This window comes from Kitasatospora sp. NPDC057965 (genome assembly GCF_042887135.1).
Taxonomy (GTDB): domain Bacteria; phylum Actinomycetota; class Actinomycetes; order Streptomycetales; family Streptomycetaceae; genus Kitasatospora.
The window spans coordinates 109,855-130,643 of record NZ_JBHVPZ010000004.1; the positions used below are offsets into that span (position 1 = coordinate 109,855).

The 20,789-nt window shown below is 74.9% G+C and carries 18 protein-coding genes; 14 read left to right on the plus strand and 4 right to left on the minus strand.

All coding sequences use genetic code 11. From position 1 onward, the window contains the following. Nucleotides 1-64 precede the first annotated feature (64 nt). A complete protein-coding gene (gene alc, locus ACFVVU_RS06325) occupies nucleotides 65-1,177 on the minus strand; it encodes an allantoicase (RefSeq protein WP_387788566.1) in 1,113 nt (370 codons plus the stop codon). A 211-nt stretch (nucleotides 1,178-1,388) separates the two neighbouring features. On the opposite strand from alc, the gene ACFVVU_RS06330 reads away from it, so the two are divergent. Together ACFVVU_RS06330 and ACFVVU_RS06335 are read left to right on the plus strand one after the other, a co-directional pair. After that, the gene (locus tag ACFVVU_RS06330; RefSeq protein ID WP_387788567.1) at nucleotides 1,389-2,378 is read left to right on the plus strand and encodes an LAETG motif-containing sortase-dependent surface protein; all 990 of its coding nucleotides are present in this window, start codon (nucleotides 1,389-1,391) and stop codon (nucleotides 2,376-2,378) included. A gap of 111 nt (nucleotides 2,379-2,489) precedes the next feature. Further along, nucleotides 2,490-3,500 (plus strand): LPXTG cell wall anchor domain-containing protein, encoded by a 1,011-nt coding sequence (locus ACFVVU_RS06335; RefSeq protein WP_387788568.1) that lies wholly within the window; start codon nucleotides 2,490-2,492, stop codon nucleotides 3,498-3,500. A 57-nt stretch (nucleotides 3,501-3,557) separates the two neighbouring features. Here the strand turns inward: ACFVVU_RS06335 and ACFVVU_RS06340 are convergent, their stop codons facing one another. After that, complete coding sequence (locus ACFVVU_RS06340; protein WP_387788569.1) at nucleotides 3,558-4,214, minus strand: ATP-binding protein; 657 nt, start codon at nucleotides 4,212-4,214, stop codon at nucleotides 3,558-3,560. 251 nt (nucleotides 4,215-4,465) lie between these two features. Between ACFVVU_RS06340 and ACFVVU_RS06345 the strand changes: the two genes are divergently transcribed. From ACFVVU_RS06345 to ACFVVU_RS06390, 10 genes are all read left to right on the plus strand, one after another. Further along, nucleotides 4,466-5,305: a hypothetical protein gene (locus ACFVVU_RS06345; protein ID WP_387788570.1), complete on the plus strand. Its 840-nt coding sequence runs from the start codon at nucleotides 4,466-4,468 to the stop codon at nucleotides 5,303-5,305. Between the two features lie 211 nt (nucleotides 5,306-5,516). Further along, nucleotides 5,517-6,287, plus strand: coding sequence for a YcnI family protein (locus ACFVVU_RS06350; protein ID WP_387788571.1), 771 nt, complete (start codon nucleotides 5,517-5,519; stop codon nucleotides 6,285-6,287). Nucleotides 6,288-6,364: 77 nt separating this feature from the next. After that, complete coding sequence (locus tag ACFVVU_RS06355; RefSeq protein WP_380682649.1) at nucleotides 6,365-7,045, plus strand: SCO family protein; 681 nt, start codon at nucleotides 6,365-6,367, stop codon at nucleotides 7,043-7,045. Further along, the gene (locus ACFVVU_RS06360; RefSeq protein WP_380682650.1) at nucleotides 7,042-7,554 is read left to right on the plus strand and encodes a copper chaperone PCu(A)C; all 513 of its coding nucleotides are present in this window, start codon (nucleotides 7,042-7,044) and stop codon (nucleotides 7,552-7,554) included. Before ACFVVU_RS06355 ends, ACFVVU_RS06360 begins: the two co-directional genes overlap by 4 nt. Nucleotides 7,555-7,567: 13 nt before the next feature. Then, nucleotides 7,568-9,664, plus strand: coding sequence for a FixH family protein (locus ACFVVU_RS06365; RefSeq protein ID WP_387788572.1), 2,097 nt, complete (start codon nucleotides 7,568-7,570; stop codon nucleotides 9,662-9,664). A 9-nt stretch (nucleotides 9,665-9,673) separates the two neighbouring features. Then, nucleotides 9,674-10,972 carry an iron uptake transporter deferrochelatase/peroxidase subunit gene (gene efeB / locus ACFVVU_RS06370; protein ID WP_387788573.1) on the plus strand — a complete coding sequence of 433 codons (1,299 nt, stop codon included), beginning with the start codon at nucleotides 9,674-9,676 and terminating at the stop codon, nucleotides 10,970-10,972. Between the two features lie 168 nt (nucleotides 10,973-11,140). Beyond that, nucleotides 11,141-12,076 (plus strand): prephenate dehydratase, encoded by a 936-nt coding sequence (pheA, locus tag ACFVVU_RS06375; RefSeq protein ID WP_387788574.1) that lies wholly within the window; start codon nucleotides 11,141-11,143, stop codon nucleotides 12,074-12,076. A 546-nt stretch (nucleotides 12,077-12,622) separates the two neighbouring features. Then, a complete protein-coding gene (gene serS / locus ACFVVU_RS06380; protein WP_355362268.1) occupies nucleotides 12,623-13,897 on the plus strand; it encodes a serine--tRNA ligase in 1,275 nt (424 codons plus the stop codon). A gap of 100 nt (nucleotides 13,898-13,997) precedes the next feature. Continuing rightward, nucleotides 13,998-14,846, plus strand: a complete 849-nt coding sequence (locus ACFVVU_RS06385) for an HAD family hydrolase (RefSeq protein ID WP_380682655.1) — start codon at nucleotides 13,998-14,000, stop codon at nucleotides 14,844-14,846. Between the two features lie 169 nt (nucleotides 14,847-15,015). Next, entirely contained in the window at nucleotides 15,016-16,917 is a 1,902-nt protein-coding gene (locus ACFVVU_RS06390) for an LCP family protein (protein WP_387788575.1), read from the plus strand. Between the two features lie 27 nt (nucleotides 16,918-16,944). Here the strand turns inward: ACFVVU_RS06390 and ACFVVU_RS06395 are convergent, their stop codons facing one another. After that, nucleotides 16,945-17,709: a sporulation protein gene (locus ACFVVU_RS06395; RefSeq protein WP_380682657.1), complete on the minus strand. Its 765-nt coding sequence runs from the start codon at nucleotides 17,707-17,709 to the stop codon at nucleotides 16,945-16,947. A 178-nt stretch (nucleotides 17,710-17,887) separates the two neighbouring features. Between ACFVVU_RS06395 and ACFVVU_RS06400 the strand changes: the two genes are divergently transcribed. Together ACFVVU_RS06400 and ACFVVU_RS06405 are read left to right on the plus strand one after the other, a co-directional pair. Beyond that, nucleotides 17,888-18,637: a FadR/GntR family transcriptional regulator gene (locus ACFVVU_RS06400; protein WP_387788576.1), complete on the plus strand. Its 750-nt coding sequence runs from the start codon at nucleotides 17,888-17,890 to the stop codon at nucleotides 18,635-18,637. Nucleotides 18,638-18,713: 76 nt separating this feature from the next. After that, nucleotides 18,714-19,982 carry a CynX/NimT family MFS transporter gene (locus ACFVVU_RS06405; RefSeq protein WP_387788577.1) on the plus strand — a complete coding sequence of 423 codons (1,269 nt, stop codon included), beginning with the start codon at nucleotides 18,714-18,716 and terminating at the stop codon, nucleotides 19,980-19,982. Nucleotides 19,983-20,025: 43 nt separating this feature from the next. On the opposite strand, the gene ACFVVU_RS06410 is transcribed toward ACFVVU_RS06405, so the two are convergent. Continuing rightward, nucleotides 20,026-20,742: an ABC transporter permease subunit gene (locus ACFVVU_RS06410; protein ID WP_355362280.1), complete on the minus strand. Its 717-nt coding sequence runs from the start codon at nucleotides 20,740-20,742 to the stop codon at nucleotides 20,026-20,028. Between the last annotated feature and the right edge of the window lie 47 nt (nucleotides 20,743-20,789).

Sequence of the window (20,789 nt, forward strand, 5' to 3'; positions counted from 1 at the left end):
GTCCGGCGGCCCGGCGGGCCCGGCAAGCGGAGCGGCCCCCGATGCCGGACCGGACCTGCGGGAGTCAGACCAGCCCGCCCCAGAGCCGCAGCCGGGCGATCCCGCCGTCCGGGAAGACGTCCAGCCGGACGTGGGTGGCCGGGCGCGGGGCGTCGATCACCAGGCGGTGCACGGCGTCCGGCTGCAGCCGGGTGCGCGGCACCAGCTCGAACCACTCCCCGGGGTCCGCGCCCCGCTCGTCCCGGCCGGACAGCGCCGCCCAGCCGGCCGCGTTGCCGACGTAGTAGCCGGTGTCGATCTCCACCGCCCGGACCGCGCCCCGCCCGGCCAGCCGCAGCCGGACCCAGTCGTGGCCCGCGTCCCGGCGCCGGCGGTTTTCCCAACCGTCGCCCATCGCCCGGGACTTCCCGGGCAGGAGGAGGCTTGCCGGGGCGGAGTAGTAGCGGTCCGAAGCGTCCTCGACGGCGCCGCCGTTCTCCACCGCGGCCAGGTCGAAGGTGCCGAGCGCGGCCAGCCAGCCGGGGTCGGGACGGGCCTCGCCGTGCACCCGGAAGCGGGCGATGCCGCCGTCGGGGTACTGGCTGAGCCGCAGGTGGGTGAAGCGGCGGCGGTCGGCGACGGCGAAGCCGTTGGCGGCGTGGCCGCGCACCGGGGAGCGGGGGACCAGCGGGTGCCAGCCGGTCGCCGCGGCCAGCAGCTCCTCCGGGCCCGGGGTACCGGGGAGTTCGGCGCCCTCGACGACGATCTGCCGCGGGTGGTTGCCCCGGAAGTGCGCGGTGTCGACGACGACGCCGTGCACGACGCCCGGCACGCCCAGCCGGACCAGCGCCCAGTCGTGGTCGTCCTCGGCCGGGTGCGGGTGGTCGGCGCCGGCGCCCCGACGGCGGCGGGTCTCCCAGCCGTCCATGAGCTGGCCCTTGTTGCCGAAGGTGTGCGGGCGGAACTCGGCCGGCCGGGGCAGCAGCAGGTTCTCCCGTTCGGCGAACAGCTCGTCGTTGGCGGCGACGACGGCGCCGCCGAGCCGGCGGTCGGCGAGGTCGACCAGGGCGGTGAACGGGAACTCGGCGGCCCGGTAGTCGGCGTACGGGTCGCCGCCCCCGTACGGCGGGGCGTCCGCGTCGGGCAACCGGTCGGACGAACGGTCGGGACTCGGGCTGGCGTTCGCTTCGGCGGTCATGGCTCCACCCTCGCCCCGACGACCGGTCAGGTCCATCACCGGGAACCGGGCCAGGCGTCCGGCCGGGGTCGCTTTCCGGCCACCCCGGATGAAGGCCCTTCGCCCACGTCCCGTAGGGTGCCGCTCCTGCGACGCCACCGGGCTCTCGGATCCGGTCGCCAAGTTGCCCATATTCGGACATAGTTCATCAAGAAACGCTGGAGCCAAGACCTTGCGCTCTTCCCGCCTCCTGGCCGCGTCCACCCTGCTCGTGCTCTCCCTCGGTGCGACGGCCGGCGCGGCCACCGCCGGCGCCGTCGCCGTCCCGCCCACGCCGTCGGCCACCGACACGGCCACGGCCACGGCGTCCGCGACGGCCACCGCTACCGCTACCGCTACCGCCACCCCGAGCGCCACCGCCACCCCCTCGGCGAGCACCTCCCCGAGCGCCACCACCACGGCCACCCCGACGAACCGGCCCTCTGTCCCGCCGACCTTGCTGCCGACCACCGCACCGGGCTCCGGCTGCTCGGGCGGCGTGTACCAGGGCTACGACTGGCTGAAGGTCGGCGGCACCGGGCTGTGGGGCACCACCATCGCCCCTGGTACGACCCAGGAGACCTCGGTCACCTGGGAGAACCTCAGCGAGGTCGAGCTGCCGAAGTTCCACACCTACCTCTACCTGTCCGTGTTCGACCGGGAGGACGGCGTCGACAGCCACGCGTGGGACAAGGACTACTTCACCGTCCAGTTCCGCGCGCCCGGCCAGGACTGGAAGCCCGCGCAGATGAACAACTCCTCCGCCGATACCGGCACCTTCCGGCTCGGCAAGGGCGAGAAGCTCACCCTCCAGTTCCGCATCACGCCCACCGCCAAGGCGCCGCTGGCCAAGTACTCGGGCAACTTCGGCGGTGGCGACACGGCCATGGACAACACCGTGCTGCCCCACCCGGCCAAGCCCGACAAGAACGGCTGCACGCAGTACATCAACTACTACGAGGGCGAGTTCAAGCTGACCCTGGCCGGGGCCACCGGTACCGCGTCCACCTCCGCCAAGCCCTCCGCCTCCGCCTCGCCGTCCGCGGCGAGCGGGCCGCACCTGGCCGAAACCGGCTCCAGCTCCAACACCCTGCCGATCGCCGTCGGCGGCGCCGTCGTGCTCGCGGCCGGCGCCGGGACGCTGCTCGCGCTGCGCCGCCGCAAGGCCGGCGCGCACGGCTGATCGCCGACCGAAGAGGTCCGAGGGGTACGCACAACCGTTCGTATCCCTCGGACGTCCACCTGACAGAGCCTTGACCACCCGTCACCGCCAACGACCGCCGGAGCCGTGATCGTGCGCACCTCCCGTCTGACCGCCGCAGCCGCCCTGCTCGTCCTGACCACCGGGATGACCGTGGCCGGCACCTCCGGCGCCTTCGCCGCGGACCCGACCTCCGAGCCCTCGGCCACCGCGACCGCCGAGCCGACCGGCGCGCCGACCACCGAAGCGACCGCCGAACCGACCGACACCCCGTCGGCGACGGCCACCCCGACCGCCACCGGCACGGCCACGCCGACCGCGACCCCGTCCGCCACGCCGACGCTGCCGTCCGGCTGCATGTACCAGCGCGACGTCAAGATGCCGGTCCACGTCAGTCCCGCCGAGTTCACGCTCGTCAAGGACGGCACGGCGCAGGAGATCGCCGTCTCCTTCCAGAACACCAGCTCGACCACGCTGACGGACTTCGAGCTCACCTACAAGATCGACTCCAACAAGGGGCTCTGGAAGCCCAAGTCGGAGGTCAAGGTCCAGAACGGCGCCTGGAAGCCGGCCGACGCGACGACCGACCACGGCTCGGTGTCCCTCGGCTCCTTCCAGGTCAAGCCGAACGAGATGATCACGGCGACGATCCGGCTCACCGTCTCCGACTCGCCGTGGCAGGAGTTCTACCTCTCCCTCGACGGCGCCTCCGAGGTGCTCCCGTACGGAGTGGGCCCGCAGAACGTCAAGTACACCTGCAACCGGCTGATCGGCGCGTACTCCTCCACCATCAAGGCCGTCGACAAGGCCCCGGCCACGTCGTCCCCCTCGGCCACCACCACTCCGACCTCGACCGCGTCCGCCACCCCGACCGCCACGGCCACCACCACCCCGACCGCGAGCGGCTCGCCCTCGCCGAGCGCCACCGTCCGCCCGGCCGGCACCACCGGCGGCTCGACCGGCACCGGCGCCACCGGCACCCGCCTCGCCGACACCGGCGCGAGCAGCGCCACCACCCCGATCGCCATCACCGGCGGCGCCGCCGTCCTCCTCGGCACCGCCGCCCTGCTGGTCGCCCGCCGCCGCAAGCCCACCCGCGACTGACCCCCACCACCACCGGCCCACCCGCCCCGTCCCGCCCCGCGGGCCGGGGCGGACCCGTCAGGACGCCCGGGGGAGCAGGGCGTCGTCCTGCCACTTGAGGATCTTGTCGAAGCTGACGATCGCGCCGCGCAGCGGGTGGTTGCGGAGCTGGACGTGGTCGGTGAGGGCGTGGATGAGGAAGAGGCCGCGGCCGGACTCGGCGGTGAGGTCCGGCAGGCCGTCGAGGTCCAGGGGCCGCAGCAGGGGCAGCGGCGCCGGTTCCGCGGCCGGCGGCAGGACGTGGGTGTCGTACGGGCGGCCGTCGCGGCGCGGGCGGTGGGTGGTGAGCAGCGGACCGGGGACGGTGGCGCGGCCGTGCCGGGAGCGCGGGCGGGGCTGCGGGCGCCCGGCCGGGCGGGCCGTCGGCGGCGCCGGGGCGGGGGCCGGACGGCGCGCCGCCGGGGCCGCCGGGCCGGGCAGGCCGGGGCCCGAGTCGGTCACCTCGATCCGCAGCAGGTCGCCGCTGATCGACGCGGTGACCTGGTAGCCGTCGTCGGGCCGGCCGCCCGCGCCGTGCTCGACGGCGTTGGCGCAGGCCTCGCTGAGGGCGACGCCGAGGTCGTGGGCGATCTGCGGATCGACGCCCGCGGTCGCCATCGCGCCCAGCAGTATGCGGCGGGCCAACGGCACGCTGGCCGGGTCGCGCTTGAGGTGCAGAGTCCACCAGATGTCCACGGGAGGTCCCTCCTGGCTGCGGCTCCACATATAACGAGGTATCTCCGGGCGGTGCGCAGGTGAACCGTGCCCGGGGTCCGCTACCGCCCGTTCGGCGGATGGACGGGGGGACGGGCATGTGCCGGGCGGCGCGTGCCCGAGGGGTGCGCGGGGTGGCGCGCGGGGTGGCGTGCAGGGCCGGTCGGGGCATTCGTAGGGATTTCCCACCCTGCCGGTCCGGCGGGGGTAGGCGATGAGATGATGGCCCGGCCATGACTGCCCCAGCCGCCGCCCCGCACCCGGGCGCCCCCGCACCGGACGCGCCGGTGGGGGCCGCCGCCTGGGACCTGCGGCTTGCCAGGGCGGTCCCGTTCGCCCTGGTGTGCACGCTGATAGCGGCCGCCGGGCACGCGCTGGCGGGCGGCGGGGACGTCGCCCTTCCCGCACTCGCGACCGGTTTCGCCGCCACCCTGGTGCTCGCCACCGCCTTCGGCGGGCGGGAGCGCTCGCTCGGCGCGATCGCCGGAGCGCTGGCGGCGGGCCAGTTCGGGCTGCACTGCCTCTTCCACTCCTTCGCCGGCCACGCGGCCTCCGGCGCGGCCGGTCCGCACCACGGCGGTCCGCCGGGCTCCGGCCCGCTGACCCTGCCGCAGGTGGCCGGCCGGCTGGTCTGCAACGAGGGCCGGCCCGGCACCCTGGCCGGTCTGCCCGGCAGCCCGACCGCCGAGCAGCTGGTCGCCGGGGCGGGCCTGGACCCGCACGCGTACGCGACCGTGCCGTGGTGGCAGGGCGGCGTGCTCGGGATGACACCGACGATGCTGGCGGCCCACCTGGCCGCGGCCCTGGTGGCCGGCTGGTGGCTGCGGCGCGGCGAGGCAGCGCTCTGGCGGCTGGTGCGGATCGCCGCGTCGGCCGCGCACGCCCGCACGGCGGCGCCGCTGCGCACCGCGTGCGCCCTGGCCGCGGTGCTGCTGCGCGGCCTGTTCGGCCTGCCCGCCGGCCCGGTCCGGCGGTCCACCCGCCGGGGCGGGGACGACCCGCTGCCGGCCGGTGCCGTGCTGCGGCACAGCGTGGTGCGGCGCGGCCCGCCGCTCGGGGCCCTCGCGTACTGACCCGCGTCCACGGCGCCCCCCGGTCCCCCACCGGCTCGGGCCCGACGGCGGACGGGTGTACGCGCAGCCGAGCCGTACCCGCCCGACTCGCGCGGTCCTGCGGCCCTCCCCCACCTCCTCCCCACGCCGCGCGGCCCCGCCGCGGCACGGATCCTCCCGTGCCCGGGAGCGGGCCTGCCCGCCGAGCCTCCGAACGGAGACCACGAACCCCATGCGTTCCCTTTCCCCCCGCCGTACCGCCGCCGTCGCCCTCGCCGCTGCCGCCGCCGTGGTGGCGCTGGCCGGCCCCGCCTCCGCGCACGTCACCGTGAACCCGGGCAGCGCCGACCAGGGCGGTTACACCGCCGTCGACTTCCGGGTGCCGAACGAGAACGACGCCGCCGGCACCGTGAAGCTGGAGGTCAACCTCCCGCTGGACCACCCGCTGGCCTCGGTCCGCACCCAGCCGCTGCCGGGCTGGACCGCCACCGTCGAGAAGGCCAAGCTGGACAAGCCGCTCAAGGTGCACGGCAACGACGTCAACGAGGCCGTCTCCAAGATCACCTGGACCGCCGACGCCGGGGTGAAGATCGCCCCCGGCCAGTTCCAGGAGTTCCGCGTCTCGCTCGGCCCGCTGCCGACCGACACCGACAGCCTGGTCTTCAAGACGCTGCAGAGCTACGAGAACGGCGACGTCGTGCGCTGGATCGACGAGGCCAAGGACGGCCAGCCGGAGCCGGCCAAGCCCGCCCCGGTGCTGAAGCTGACCAAGGCCCCCGCCGGTGACGGCCACGGCGTGACCGCCACCGCCTCCCCGTCGGCCGCCGCCGACACCCACGCCGCCCACGGCGACGCCGCCACCGGCGACAAGGCCGCCTCCGACGACAAGGCGAGCGACTCCACCGCCCGGGTGCTCGGCGTCGTCGGCATCGTGATCGGTGTGATCGGCACCGCCGTCGGCGTCCTCGGCCTGCGCCGCAAGAACGGCGGCTCGGCCTCCTGACCCCAGCACCGGTGGGGCCGCACCCGGCCCGGGCGCGGCCCCACCGGTGCTCCACCGCACACGATCGGACCTCTCCCATGCCCCGCTCCGCCCGCTCCGCCCGTTCCGCCCGCCTGGCCGGCGCCGCCGCCGTCGCCCTGGCCGCCGCGCTCACCCTGACCGCCTGCGGCTCCGACGCCGGCGGTTCGGCCTCCCCCGCCAAGGTCGTCCAGCAGAAGTCCGACTCGCCCTACGAGGGCACCGTGCTCGGCAAGAACTTCGAGAAGCCGGACCTCCAGCTGACCGACACCTCCGGCCAGCCGTACGACCTGCGCCAGCAGACCAAGGGCCGGACCACCCTGCTCTTCTTCGGCTACACCAGCTGCCCGGACGTCTGCCCGACCACCATGGGCGACATCGGCGTGGCGATGAAGAAGCTCTCCCCGGAGGAGCGGCAGAAGGTCGACGTGGTGTTCGTGTCCACCGACCCGAAGCGCGACACCCCGCAGGTGCTGCGCAGCTGGCTGGACTCGATGGGCAGCGACTTCATAGGCCTCACCGGGGACCTGGAGAAGGTGAAGACCGCCGCCAAGGCGCTCGGCATCCTGATCGAGGACCCGGTGATCAACGCGGACGGCACCGTCACCTCCACTCACGGCGCCCAGGTGCTGGCCTTCCTGCCCTCCGACGACAAGGCCCACCTGCTCTACCTGAGCGGCACCGAGGTGAAGACCTTCGAGCACGACCTGCCGCTGCTCGCCAAGGGGGTCGCCGCGTGAAGGGCCCCCTCGGATTCCGCCGGACGGCACTCGCCGGGGCGGCGCTGGCGACGGCACTGGGCGCCGGCGCGTTCCTGGTGGCCTGCGGGGCGGACGGCGGGAACGGCGCCGCCGGCGGCGGAGCGTCCGCCGGCGCGGCGGCCCGGCTGAGCGTCGCCGACCCCTACATCCCGCTGCCGCCGAGCGGCGGCATGGCGGCCGGATACCTGACGGTGCGCAACGACGGCGGCCAGGGCGACGAGCTGGTCGAGGTCTCCAGCCCCGGCGCCTCCTCGGTCACCATGCACCGCTCCACGGCCACCACCATGGAGCAGGTCGACAAGCTGGACGTCCCCGCGCACGGCGCGCTGCAGCTCGCCCGCGGCGGCACGCACCTGATGATCATGGGGTGGCAGAAGGCCCCCGCCCTCGGCGACGAGCTCGAACTCGACCTGACCTTCGCCCGGACCGGCACCATCTCGGTCAAGGTGCCGGTCAAGGAGCTCACCTACCGCCCCGGCCAGCAGTAAGGGACACCGCACGATGCTCACCGCACCGGGACTGGCGGGACGGCGGATCGCCGGGCTGATCGGCGTGCTCGGCGCCGTCCTCGCGCTGCTGCTCGGCGGCGCCGGACCCGCCTCCGCGCACGCCACCCTGCAGTCCACCGACCCCGCGCAGAACGCCGTCCTGCCCGCCGCCCCGCAGTACGTCACGCTGACCTTCAGCGAGGCCGTCTCGCTCTCCTCGGACTCGGTGCGGGTGCTCGACCCGGCCGGCAAGGCCGTGGACGCGGGCAACCCGGGGCACGCCGACGGCAAGGACAACACCGCCCGGGTCGGACTCGGCAGCGGGCTCGCCAACGGCACCTACACCGTCGCCTGGCGGGCCGTGTCGGACGACTCGCACCCGATCGGCGGGGCGTTCACCTTCTCCGTCGGCGCGCCGTCGGCCACCACCGTCTCCACCGCCGCGCTGCAGGGCGCCGAGGCGGACGGCCTGGTCGCCGCGGTCTACGGCACCGGCCGGGCCGTCGCGTACGGGGCGTTCGCGCTGCTCGTCGGGGCGGCCGGCTTCGTGCTGCTCTGCTGGCCGGCCGGGGTGGCCCGGCGCCCGGTGCAGCGGCTGCTGATGAGCGGCTGGGTCGCGCTGCTGGTGTCCACGGTCACGGTGCTGATGCTGCGCGGCCCGTACGAGCGGGGCTCGGGGATCGGCAAGGCGTTCGACCTGTCGCTGGTCCGCGCCACGCTGGACGAGCGGATCGGCACCGCGCTGGCCGCCCGGCTGCTGCTGCTCGCGGCGAGCGGGGTGTTCCTGTCGCTGCTCGTCGGCCAGCTCGGGCAGCCCACCGGCCGGACCGCCCCGGCCACCGGCACCGCCGGCACCGCCGGGACCACCGGGACCACCGGGGCCGGGTCGGCCGCCGGGGACGCCGAGGAGGCCGAACTGCGGGAGCTGGAGCGGCGCGCCGCCGAACGCCCGCAGCGCGAGGCCCGGCTGGGCCTCGGGGTGGCCGGACTGGTGCTGGCCGTCGCGCTCTCGGCGACCTGGGTCGGCGCCGACCACGCCTCGGTGGGCATCCAGGTCTGGCTCGCGCTGCCGCTCGGCATGCTGCACCTGGTCGCGATGGCGCTCTGGCTGGGCGGCCTCGCGGCGATGCTGGTCGGGCTGCGCGAGGGCATCGGCGCGGACGTCGCCGACCGCTTCTCGAAGCTCGCCCTCGGCGCCGTCGTGGTGCTGGCCGGCACCGGCGTCTACCAGTCCTGGCGCGGCCTCGGCAGCTGGAGCGCGCTGACCGGCACCGACTACGGGCGGCTGCTGCTGGTGAAGACCGGCTGCGTGATCGCGATGCTCGGCGCCGCCTGGATGTCCCGGAGCTGGCTGGCCCGGCTGCGGGCCGCCCCGGAGGAGGCGGCGGAGATCGCCCCGGCGGCGGTCGCCGTCGCGGCCGGCGGCGTCGGCGGCGGTACCGGCGGCAGCGCCCCGGACGCCGGTGACGAGGACTCCGACGACCCGGTCCGGCGGGCCCAGCTGGCCCGGCAGCGGGCCGCCCGGGAGAACGCCGACCGGGACCGCGGGCTCACCCCGACCCGGGCCGGGCTGCGCCGCTCGGTGCTGGTCGAGGCGGCCGTCGCGGTGGCCGTCCTGGTGGCCACCACCCTGCTCACCAACGCCCCGCCCGGACGGGTGGCGGGCGAGGTCGAGGCCGGGGCGGCCAACGGCACCGCCCCGGCGGCCGGCGCCGCGGCCGGGGGCACGACCGGTGGGGCGCCCGCCCCGCAGACCGTGCCGGGCCGGACCGTGGAGCTCGCCCTCCCGTACGACACCAAGGGCCGCACGCCGAACGCCAAGGGCACCGCGACGGTCACCCTCAACCCGGCGGGCACCGGCTCGAACGAGGTGCACCTCAAGCTGGACGGCACGGACGGACAGCCGGTCGAGGTGCCGGAGGTGCAGCTCGCCTTCACCCTGCCGGACCGCGACCTCGGCCCGCTCACCGTCCCGCTCACCCCCGAGGGCACCGGGCGCTGGACCGGGACCGCGCAGCTGCCGCTCGCCGGGAACTGGGTCGTGTCGGTGGTCATCAGATCCTCCGACATCGACCAGACCACGGAGATCAAGCAGCTGAAGATCGGATAGGGACGGATCATGGCCACGGAGACCGGCACCGACAGCACCACCGGGCAGGACGGCACGTCCGACGGCACCGCCACCGGCTTCACCCGGCGGGCCCTGCTGGGCACCGCCGGGGCGGGCCTGGTGATCGGCGCGGGCGCCGGGGCCGGCACGGCCGTGGCCGTGGACCGGCCCGGCCCGCACCGCCCGGCGGCCGAGGCCGGCGCCGGCCTCGGGCCCGCCCGGGTGGCGTTCCACGGCGAGCACCAGGGCGGCATCCTCGAACCCCAGCAGGCCCGGGTCCAGCTGGCCGCCTTCGACCTGGCCGGCGGGGTCGGCCGGGACGGCCTGCGCACCCTGCTCCGGCGCTGGTCCCGGACGGCCGCCCGGATGGCCGTGGGCGAGCCGGCCGACGAGTTCGAGAACCAGGTCGCCCTGGACGCCGGCCCCTGCTCGCTCACCGTCACCTTCGGCTTCGGCGCGGGCCTGTTCGACAAGGCCGGCCTGGCCGACCACCGCCCGGCCGGGCTGGAGCCGCTGCCGGCCTTCCCGGCCGACGCGCTGGACCCGGCGCGCGGCGACGGCGACCTGTTCGTGCAGATCGGCGCCGACGACGCGCTGGTCGCCGTGCACGCGCTGCGGGTGCTGCAGCGTCAGGCGGCCGGCACGGCGGCGCTGCGCTGGCAGGCGTCCGGCTTCGCCCGGACGCCCGGCGCCACCGCCGCGCCGATGACCGGGCGCAACCTGATGGGCCAGATCGACGGCACCAACAACCCGCAGCCCACCGAGGACGGCTTCGCGGCCAAGGTGTTCGTCGCCGCCGGGGGGGAGCAGCCGGCCTGGCTGGCGGGCGGCTCCTTCCTGGTGTTCCGGCGGATCCGGATGCTGCTGGACAACTGGGAGGCGCTCCCGGTGGACCGCCAGGAGCGGGTGATCGGGCGGCGCAAGTCGGACGGCGCCCCGCTCGGCGCGCCCGCCGGGGCGGGCGAGCGGACACCGGTGGACCTCGCCGCCCAGGCCCCGGACGGGTCGCTGGCCGTCCCCTCGGACGCCCACATCCGGGTCGCGGCACCGGCCGCCAACGGCGGGGCCGCCATGCTGCGGCGCGGGTTCTCGTACCACGACGGGCTGCTGGCCGACGGCTCGCCGGACGCCGGACTGCTGTTCCTCGCCTTCCAGGCCGACCCGCGCAAGGGGTTCACCCCCGTGCAGCGCAAGCTGGCCCGGGGCGACGGGCTCTCCCGCTTCCTGCGGCACGAGGCGAGCGGCGTGTACGCCGTCCCGCCGGGCGCGCCGCAGGGCGGGTACATCGGGCAGACCCTGCTCGACTGACCCGTCCCGGTGCCCGACCCCGCGCCCGGGCCATCCGCCGTCCACGGATCGTCCGTCCTCCTCCCACGGAGCGGACCGCGGTCACAGGAGGACGGCGGAGTGGCTAAGGTGACTCCTTTCGGCGATCCGCCGTTGTTCCCCACAGGTCCCGTTCCCCTTGGAGGCGTCATGTCGGCAACCCGCTACACGTACCTCGGGCCGGCGGGCACCTTTACCGAGGCGGCCCTGCGCACCCTGCCGGAGGCGGCGACCCGGGAGCTGGTGCCGATGTCCTCGGTGCAGCTGGTGCTGGACGCGGTGCGCGGCGGCGAGGCGTCCGGTGCGTTCGTGCCGATCGAGAACTCGGTCGAGGGCGCCGTCACGGCGACCAACGACGAACTGGCCTCCGGCGCGCCGCTGATGATCTACCGCGAGGTGCTGCTGCCGATCACCTTCGCGCTGCTGGTCCGCCCGGGCACCGCGCTGTCCGACGTGAAGACGGTCACCAGCCACCCGGTGGCCCAGGCGCAGGTCCGCCGCTGGCTGGCCGCCAACCTGCCGGACGCGCACTGGGAGTCCGCCGCGTCCAACGCGGACGGCGCCCGGCTGGTGGCCGAGGGGCGGTACGACGGGGCGTTCGCGGGCGAGTTCGCGGCGCCGATCTACGGTCTCGACCCGCTGGTCAAGGACATCGTGGACGCGCAGAGCGCGACCACCCGGTTCGTGCTGGTGGGGCGGCCCGGCCGGGTCTCCTCGCCGACCGGGGCGGACAAGACCTCGATGGTGGTCTGGCTGCCGGACGACCACCCGGGCGCGCTGCTGGAGCTGCTGCAGGAGTTCGCCGTGCGCGGGGTCAACCTGATGCGGATCGAGTCCCGGCCGACCGGGGAGGGGCTGGGCAACTACTGCTTCCTCATCGACTGCGAGGGGCACCTCAGCGACCGCCGGGTGGGCGAGGCGATGATGGGCCTCAAGCGGATCTGCCCGCAGGTGCGCTTCCTCGGGTCCTATCCGCGCGCCGGCCGGCAGACGTCGGAGCACCAGCGGCCGGGTACCTCGGACGCGGATTTCGGCGCGGCCTCGGACTGGCTCTCGCGCTGCCTCGACGGCCGCGGGGACATCTGAGTCCGGTCGGGTCGGGCCGAGTGCGGCCGAGTCCGGCCGGCCGAGCCGGTCGGACATCCGGGCGCCATTCGGCGGCCACGTGTCCTTTTCGAACCGTTTTCCACCCCGCCGGGCGGCCGTCCACAGGGCGGTCGCCCCGGTGCGGGGCTTGTCCACAGGGGTGGGCACTGTCCACAGGTCCGAGTTATCCACAGGCCTGGGGATGAATCGACAAACCGGTTTAGCCACTGCACGTTTCGGTCGGATCATCGGTTTGCGTCGCAGAGATGACTAATCGGACCAGAGTCACCCGGGTGCCAGCAAATCACCCGTCCGAGTGCTTCAATTCGCTCGCCCGAGAAGGTCAATTCAGGTTTGAAACCCGAATTCCATGGTTCGCCTCCTCGTCCACCGGCGCCGCCCCACGATCCACAGCCTCCGCCCCGAACCTGTGGATAACCGGCCTCCGGGCGGTTTCCCACAGCGGTTATCCACAGGCTGGAGCGAGTTATCCCCAGGGGAAAACCGGTACCGGTGGACAGGCGCCCGCCCGGTAGGCTTGGGCCCGTGATTGACCTTCGCCTGCTCCGTGAGGACCCTGACCGAGTGCGCGCCTCGCAGCGCGTCCGTGGCGAGGACGTCGACCTGGTCGACGCCCTCCTCTCCGCCGACGAGCGTCGCCGGTCCTCGGGCACGCGCTTCGACGAACTGCGCAACGAGCAGAAGGGCCTCGGCAAGCTCGTCGCCAAGGCCCAGGGCGAGGAGAAGGCCGCCCTGCTCCAGCGCACCAAGGAGCTGGCCGCCGAGGTCAAGGCCGCCGACGCCGAGCAGACCGAGGCCAAGGAGGAGGCCGAGCGCCTGCTCCGCTCGCTGGCGAACCTCATCGACCCAGCCGCCCCGGTCGGCGGCGAGGAGGACTTCGTCACCCTGGAGGAGATCGGCACCCCGCGCGACTTCGCCGCCGAGGGCTTCGAGCCCCGCGACCACGTCGAGCTGGGCCAGCTGCTCGGCGCGATCGACACCGAGCGCGGCGCCAAGGTCGCCGGTGCCCGGTCGTACTACCTGACCGGTGTCGGCGCGCTGCTGGAGCTCGCCCTGGTCAACATGGCGATCGCCCAGGCCACCGCCGCCGGCTTCACCCCGATGATCACCCCGGCCCTGGTCCGCCCGGCCGCCATGGACGGCACCGGCTTCCTCGGCCAGGCCGCCGAGAACGTGTACTTCCTGGAGGGCGACGACCGCTACCTGGTCGGCACCAGCGAGGTCCCGCTCGCGGCGTACCACATGGACGAGATCCTCGACGCCGAGAAGCTGCCGCTGCGCTACGCCGGCTACTCGTCCTGCTTCCGCCGCGAGGCCGGCACCTACGGCAAGGACACCCGCGGCATCATCCGCGTCCACCAGTTCGAGAAGGTGGAGATGTTCGTCTTCACCACGCCCGAGGACGCCGAGAACGAGCACCGCCGCCTGCTCCAGTGGGAGAAGGACTTCCTCAACGCCCTCGAACTGCCCTACCGGGTGATCGACGTCGCCTCCGGCGACCTCGGGGCCTCGGCCGCGCGCAAGTTCGACATCGAGGCCTGGATCCCGACCCAGGGCAAGTACCGCGAGGTCACCTCGACCTCCAACACCACCGAGTACCAGTCGCGCCGCCTCGCCATCCGGATGCGCGAGGAGGGCAAGGTGCGCCCGCTGGCCACGCTGAACGGCACCCTGGTCGCCGTCCCGCGCACCATCGTGGCGATCCTGGAGAACCACCAGCAGGCCGACGGCTCGGTCGTCGTGCCCGAGGCGCTCCGCCCGTACCTCGGTGGCCGCGCCGTCCTGGAGCCGGCCAAGTAGGACCGCCGCCGGTGCCGGAACCGGCACCGGCCGCAGCCGCGGCGACGCGGACGCAGCGACGCGGACGCAGCAACGAAGCAACTCCCGGGAGACACGGCCCATGAGCACCACCAGCCCCAGCCCCGTCTCCCCCGTGGACGGTGGCGACCTGCCCTTCAAGCTGGTCGCCACCGACCTCGACGGCACCCTGCTGAACAGCGTGGAGAGCGTCTCGGCGCGCAACCGCGCGGCGCTGGCCGACGCCACCGCGGCCGGGGCGCTGCACATCATCGTCACCGGCCGCTCGGCCACCTGGGCCCGCCCGGTCTTCGACGAGATCGGCTACCGCGGCATAGCCGTCTGCGGCCAGGGCGCCCAGGTCTACGACGCGGGCGAGCACCGGCTGCTCACCTCGCTCACCCTGGACCGCCGGGTGGCCGCCCTCGCGATCCAGCGGATCGAGGAGGAGACCGGCCCGCTGGCGGTCGCCGCCAGCCAGGACGGCCTGGACGGCGACGTGCTGGCCGGCCCCGGCTACGAACTGCAGATCGGCTCCGAGCTGCCGGTGGTCCGGACCGCGAAGGACGAACTGCTCAGCGCCCCGGTCAGCAAGCTGTACATCCAGCACCCCGAGCTGACCGACGACGCCCTGGCCGAGGCCGCCCGCCATGCGGCCGGCGACCTGGTCGGCGTGGTGATGGCCGGCGCCGGCATCGTCGAGCTGCTGCCGCTCGGCCTCTCCAAGGCCACCGGGCTGGCCGTCGCCGCCCACCGGCTCGGGGTGAAGGCCGCCGACACCATCGCCTTCGGCGACATGCCCAACGACGTGCCGATGTTCGGCTGGGCCCGGCACGGCGTCGCGATGGCCAACGCGCACCAGGAGCTGCTCGCGGTGGCCGACGAGGTCACCCTGAGCAATGACGAGGACGGCGTCGCGGCCGTGCTGGAGCGGCTCTACCCGAACGGGTGAACCTCGCCGCGGCCCCCGCCGGTTCAGCCGTTGGGGTGATGCTGCGGTGAGCCGCCACGGCGAAGCCGCGGGTCGGCGGGGGTGCGGCCGTCCCGGGCCGCCGGGCGGGCACCGGAGGGGTTTGTATGCTCCCAGGGTTGCCCGCTTCCGCCGCTGAGAGGTGCGCGCCATGTCAGTCCAGTGGGACCAGGGCCCGCCGGATCCGGCTGGGCGGCGGCGCGCCGACGGCGGCGTCCGGACCGAACCCCCCGAAGAGGCCCCCGGCCGGTTCCCGCTGCCGCGTTCCGGCGGCCGGGCCGAGGCCCGCCGGGCCGCGCAGGGCCGTACCGGGCAGGCCCTCGCCGCGCAGACCCGCGTCGCGCAGGGCCGGATGGCACCGACCCGCGCCGCCCAGACTCACACCGCACAGACCCGCGCCGCCCAGACTCACACCGCGCAGGCCCGGGCCGCCCAGGGCCGGACGACGCCGGCCCGCACCGCCCGGACCCGCACCGGTCGGCGGGCGGCGGCCCGGTGCGGCCGGCGCGGCGCCCGGCGGCTGATCGCCTGGTCACTGGCCGGGATGCTGGTGGCCCTGGCCGGCGCCGGCGCCGCGGTGTACTACCGGCTGAACGGCAACCTCCGGTCCTTCGACCCCGACGCCATCGCCCCCGACCGCCCGCCCGAACCCAGCGCCGACGCGCACGGCCACCGGCCCGTCAACGTGCTGCTGATCGGCTCCGACTCGCGCGCCGGAGGCAACGGCGACCTCGGCGGCGGCAACGAGGGCGGCGCCCGCTCCGACACCACGATCCTGCTGCACGTCCACGCCGACCACCGGCACGCGGTCGGCGTCTCGATCCCGCGCGACGCCCTGGTGACCGTCCCCCGGTGCAAGCTCCCGAACGGCGGCTGGACCCGGGAGCAGCCCGGGCAGATGTTCAACTCCGCCTTCTCGGTGGGCAATTCCGAGTCGGGCAACCCGGCCTGTACGCAGAACACGGTGGAGAAGCTCACCGGCATCCGGATCGACCACACCATCGAGGTCAACTTCGCCGGCTTCGCCGCGATGACCGGCGCCGTCGGCGGCGTGGACGTCTGCCTGCCGAACGCCGTGCACGAGGGGAACATCAACCCCAATCTGGGCCGGAAGGGCAAGGTGGTGCTCACCAAGGGCCGCCAGCGGGTCTCCGGGCAGCGGGCACTGGACTACGTCCGGCTCCGGCACGGCATCGGCGACGACTCCGACGTCGGGCGGATGAAGCGTCAGCAGGCCTTTCTCGCCTCGCTGCTGGCCCGGATCAAGACCAGGGGCCTGAACCCCGGCACGCTGCTGCCGCTGGCCGACGCCGCGACCCGCTCGATGACCGTCGACCCGGGCCTCGACTCGGCCGCCAAGCTGGTGGACTTCGCCCTGACGCTCAAGGACATCGACCTGCACGAGGTCAAGTTCCTGACCACGCCCTGGCGTTACAACGGCGCGCGGATCGACCTGGTGCACCCGGCGGTCGACACCCTGTGGCGGACCCTGCAGGCCGACCGGACCATCGACGGCCAGGACGCCACCGGCCACCAGCCGGACGCGGTCGCCGCGCCGCCCGCACCGTCACCGGCCGCACCACCGTCCCCACCGTCCACCCCGACGGCACCGACCGCCCCGAGGACCCCACCGCTCCCGCCGCTCGGCGCCGACGGTGCGCCGATCCGGGTCACCGTCCAGAACGGCACCGGCACCCCCGGCCTGGCCGCCCGGGCCGCCGACACGCTCCGGGCGGCCCGGGTCACCGTGGCCGGGACGGCCACCGCGCGCGGCACCGCCCGGGCGGCGACCACCACCGTCGAGTACGGGGCCGGGCAGCGGAGCAACGCGCAGAAGGTCGCCGCCCTCTTCCCGGGCGCCGCGGTGGCCCCCGGGCCGGGCGCCGGGATCAGCCTGCGGCTCGGTCTGGACTACGCCACCGGCGCGGCGTCCGGCGGGCCCGCTCCGGCTGCCGCCGGGCCGTCCGGCGGCCCGGCCCCGCTGCCCGCCGAGGTGGTCGGCCAGGCCCGCTCCGCCGACGACGACATCTGCAGCAACGTCTCCTACGGCTGACGGAGGGAGCGGGGGCGCGCGGGGGCCTCAGAGCGCGGCGCGGATCCAGCCGTCCACCAGCTCCGTGAGGTCCTCGCCGGCCTGGCCGTGGTCGACCACATGGGTGCGGATCACGTCCCCGCCACCGCCGAACAGACCGCCGCGCCGGTCCGCCTCCAGCACCACCTCCACCTTGCCCGGGGTGGTCACGAAGCTGACCTCCAGCGAGTTGCAGGCGTGCGCGTACCGCGGCGCCGAGGAGAACTCGATCTCCTGGTAGAACGGCAGCGTCTGCCCGGTGCCGCGGATGTGCCCGGCCTCCAGGTCCGCCGAGCGGAACCGGAAGCCCAGCTGGAGCAGGGTGTCCAGGATCCGGCGCTGCACCGGCAGCGGCTCGACCTCCAGCGGGTCGGAGTCGCCCTTGTCCAGCGCGCCGGCGATGTCGACCTCGGTGCGCACCCCGAGCCGCATGCCGTGCAGGTGCTGCCCGGCGATGGTGGTGACCGGCGTCTCCCACGGCACCTGGACGGCGAACGGGATCGAGCGGTTCTCGCCCGGCGCCAGCTTCAGCGGCGCGGTCACCGAGAAGCGGGCGAACGGGTACAGGCCGGTGCTCTCGCCGTCCTCGTGCTCGATCTCCACCTGGGCGACCAGGGTCAGCGTGATCCCCCGGATGTCCGCCTCCACCGTCCCCCCGGTCAGCTCGACCGTGCCGGCCATCGTCCCGCCGGGCTGCACGACCGGCGTGCTCAGGACGGTGTCGACGCCGGGACCGCCGACGCCCAGGGCACCGAGCAGCTTCTTGAACACCATGCGGACGCTCTCCTCGTATCAAAGGGGTGTGGACTCACCGGTCGTCGGGAGGAACGCCAGGCCGACGCGAGCGGTTCCCGCGCTGTTCACCGCCGGTTGTAGGATGACCGGACAAGCAGTTGTAGGATGACCGATGACCAGCCCGTAGCCGGCCCACGCCCGGGGAGGAGAGCCCGCCATGAGCAGCGCCCACAGCGCCCACAGCGCCCAGGACACACTGCAGACCGCCGGGCGGCGCTCCCTCGTCGACACCGCGATCGAGCAGCTGCGGGAGCAGCTGAGCGCCGGCGTCTGGCCGGTCGGCTCGCGGATCCCGACCGAGCACGAGCTCGCCGAGCGCCTCGGCATCGGACGCAACACCGTCCGCGAGGCGATCCGGGTCCTGGTGCACGCGGGCATGCTGGTCTCCCGGCAGGGCGAGGGCACCTTCGTGCGCTCCACCAGCGACCCGGCCGCCGTGCTGCGCGGCGTGCAGCGCTCCGGGGTGCGGGACGTCCTGGAGGTCCGCGCCGCGCTGGAGACCGAGGCCGCCCGGCTGGCGGCGCTGCGGCACACCCCCGAGGACATCCGGCGGATGCGGGCCGCGCTGGCCCGCGAGGCCGAGGTGATCGCGGCGCACCCCGAGCGGGCCGGCCGCGAGGCGACCGTCGAGCACGACCTGGAGTTCCACACCGCCGTCGTCGAGGCCGCGCACAACCCGGCACTGACCGAGGTGTACCGCTACTTCGGCGCCTCGGTGCGCGAGTCGATGCGGACGGCGTTCGGCGACCACGAGATGCCCGAGGTGGTCGTGGCGACCCATCAGGCCCTCGTCGACGCGATCGAGAGCGGCGACCCGGAACTGGCCGAGCGCGCGTGTCGCGCGCTGCTCGCCGAGCCGACCGCGGCCGTCGAGCAGCTCCTCGCCGCCATCGCCGCCCGGAAGTGAACGGGCCGAGGCCCCCGTTCCCCGCTCACCCGGTGTGCCCCCGCACGCCTTGAACTCCACGAAAGCAGCACCACCCATGGCCGTCACCCGTGCCCAGCAGCCGGTTGCCACCACCTCCGCGGGTACCGTCCCGCTCCCCGTCCGCAGCCGGCTGGCGCACCCCGCGCTGCTGCTGACCGGCATCGTGCTGGTCGCCCTGAACATGCGCGCCTGCCTGGCGGCGGTGTCGCCGATGGTGGCCGAGATCCAGCACACCTTCGGGCTCTCCGCCACCGCGAGCGGGCTGATCACCACCGTGCCGGTGCTCTTCCAGGGCGTCGGCGCCCCGCTCACCCCGCGGCTGACCCGGCGGTTCGGCACCGAGCGGGTGGTGCTGGGCGCGGTGCTGGTGCTCGGCGCGGGCGTGCTGCTGCGGGTGCTGCCCTCGGTGGTGGCGCTGTACGCCGGGTGCGTGGTGATCGGCGTCGCGATCGCCGTGCTGAACGTCTCGATGCCGGGCCTGGTCAAGCGTGAGTTCCCGGGCCGGGCCGCGGCGATGACCGGCGTCTACTCGACCACCATGCTGGTCGGCGCGACGATGGCGGCCGGCCTCTCGGTGCCGCTGGAGCACGCGCTGGGCGGCGGCTGGCAGGCCTCGCTCGGTTCCTGGTCGGTGCTGGCGCTGGTCGCCACGGTGGCCTGGCTGCCGCAGGTGCTGCGGGCCCGGGCCGCCGCCGGGACCACCGCCGGAAGCACCGCGGCGCCGGTCGCGCCGGCCGCCGCCTCCCGTCCGATCGAGGGCATCTGGCGCTCGCCGCTGGCCTGGCAGATCAGCCTGTTCATGGGCATCTCGTCGCTGCTGGTCTACACCCTGGTCGCCTGGATGCCGACCATCCTGGCCGACCACGGGATGGACCGCGGCGAGGCCGGTCTGGTCTTCGCCTTCTCCAACCTGGTGCAGGTGGCGGGCGCCTTCCTGGTGCCGCTGTTCGCCGGCCGGATGACCCGCCAGCGGGCGCTGGCCGTCTCGATGGCCGCGCTCAACGGCCTCGGCATCGCCGTCCTGCTGATCGCCCCGGTGCCCGGCGCCTGGGTGTCGGCCACCATCCTCGGTGTCGCCCAGGGCGGTTCGCTCGGCCTCGGACTCGCCTTCATCGTGCTGCGCACCGACAGCGTCGCCGGCGCCGCCCAGCTGGGCGGCATGTCGCAGGCGGTCGGCTATCTGGTCGCGGCGGCCGGCCCCGTCGGTGCCGGCGCCCTGCACCAGCTGACCGGCGGCTGGACCACCCCGCTGGCGCTGATGCTGGTGCTGGCCACCGTGGTCGCCGCCGCCGGCTGGGGCGCCGGACGCGACCGGACGCTCTGACCCCGTCCGCCCCCGCCGGCCCGGGCCGGGCGCGCCCCGCTCCTCACTCCTCCGAGGCGAGGGTGAGCCCGGCCAGCCGCACCGAGGCCAGCGCGGTCGCCGCCACGCCGACCACCAGCAGCAGCGGCACGGCCGCGCCGAGCGAGACCGCCGAGGTGATCGAGCCCTCGGCCGCCACCGACTCGGCCACCGCCAGCCCCCACTGCTGGATGCTGAGCGTGCGGGCGCCCGCGACGAAGTTGCCGACCAGCGACTCCCACACCAGCGCGTACGCCAGCCCGGCCACCACCGCGTGCCGGGTCACCACGCCGAGCAGCAGGAACAGCGCGCTGTACGCGGCCCCGGCGACCAGCGCGGCGACGGTGTAGGCGAGCGCCAGGCCCTCCTTCGTCCCGTACAGCAGCAGGCCCGCGAGCAGCATCGGCAGCGCCGCGAAGGCCCAGGTGGTGCCGATCGCGACGGTCAGCTTGGTGGTGATGATCTTCCACCGCGGCAACGGCTTGGCCAGCAGGTAGACGATCGAGCCGTCGTCGATCTCGGTGGCGATGGCTCCGGTACCGACGACCAGGCCGAGGATCGGCAGCAGGGTACCGAGGCCGAGCTTGCCGAGGACGTTCACGACGAGCTCGTGCTTGTCGCCGTTCGACCCGGCGGTGATCGCCGAGACGGCCAGCAGCAGGGCGGGGACCACCAGCAGCAGCAGGCCGCGGCGGCGGCCGAGCAGGCCGCGCAGCGTCAGCCTGGCGACGGTCGGGTTCATGGTGGGTCGGCCTTCCTGAGGTCCTGGAGGTGGGTGCCGGTCGGCGG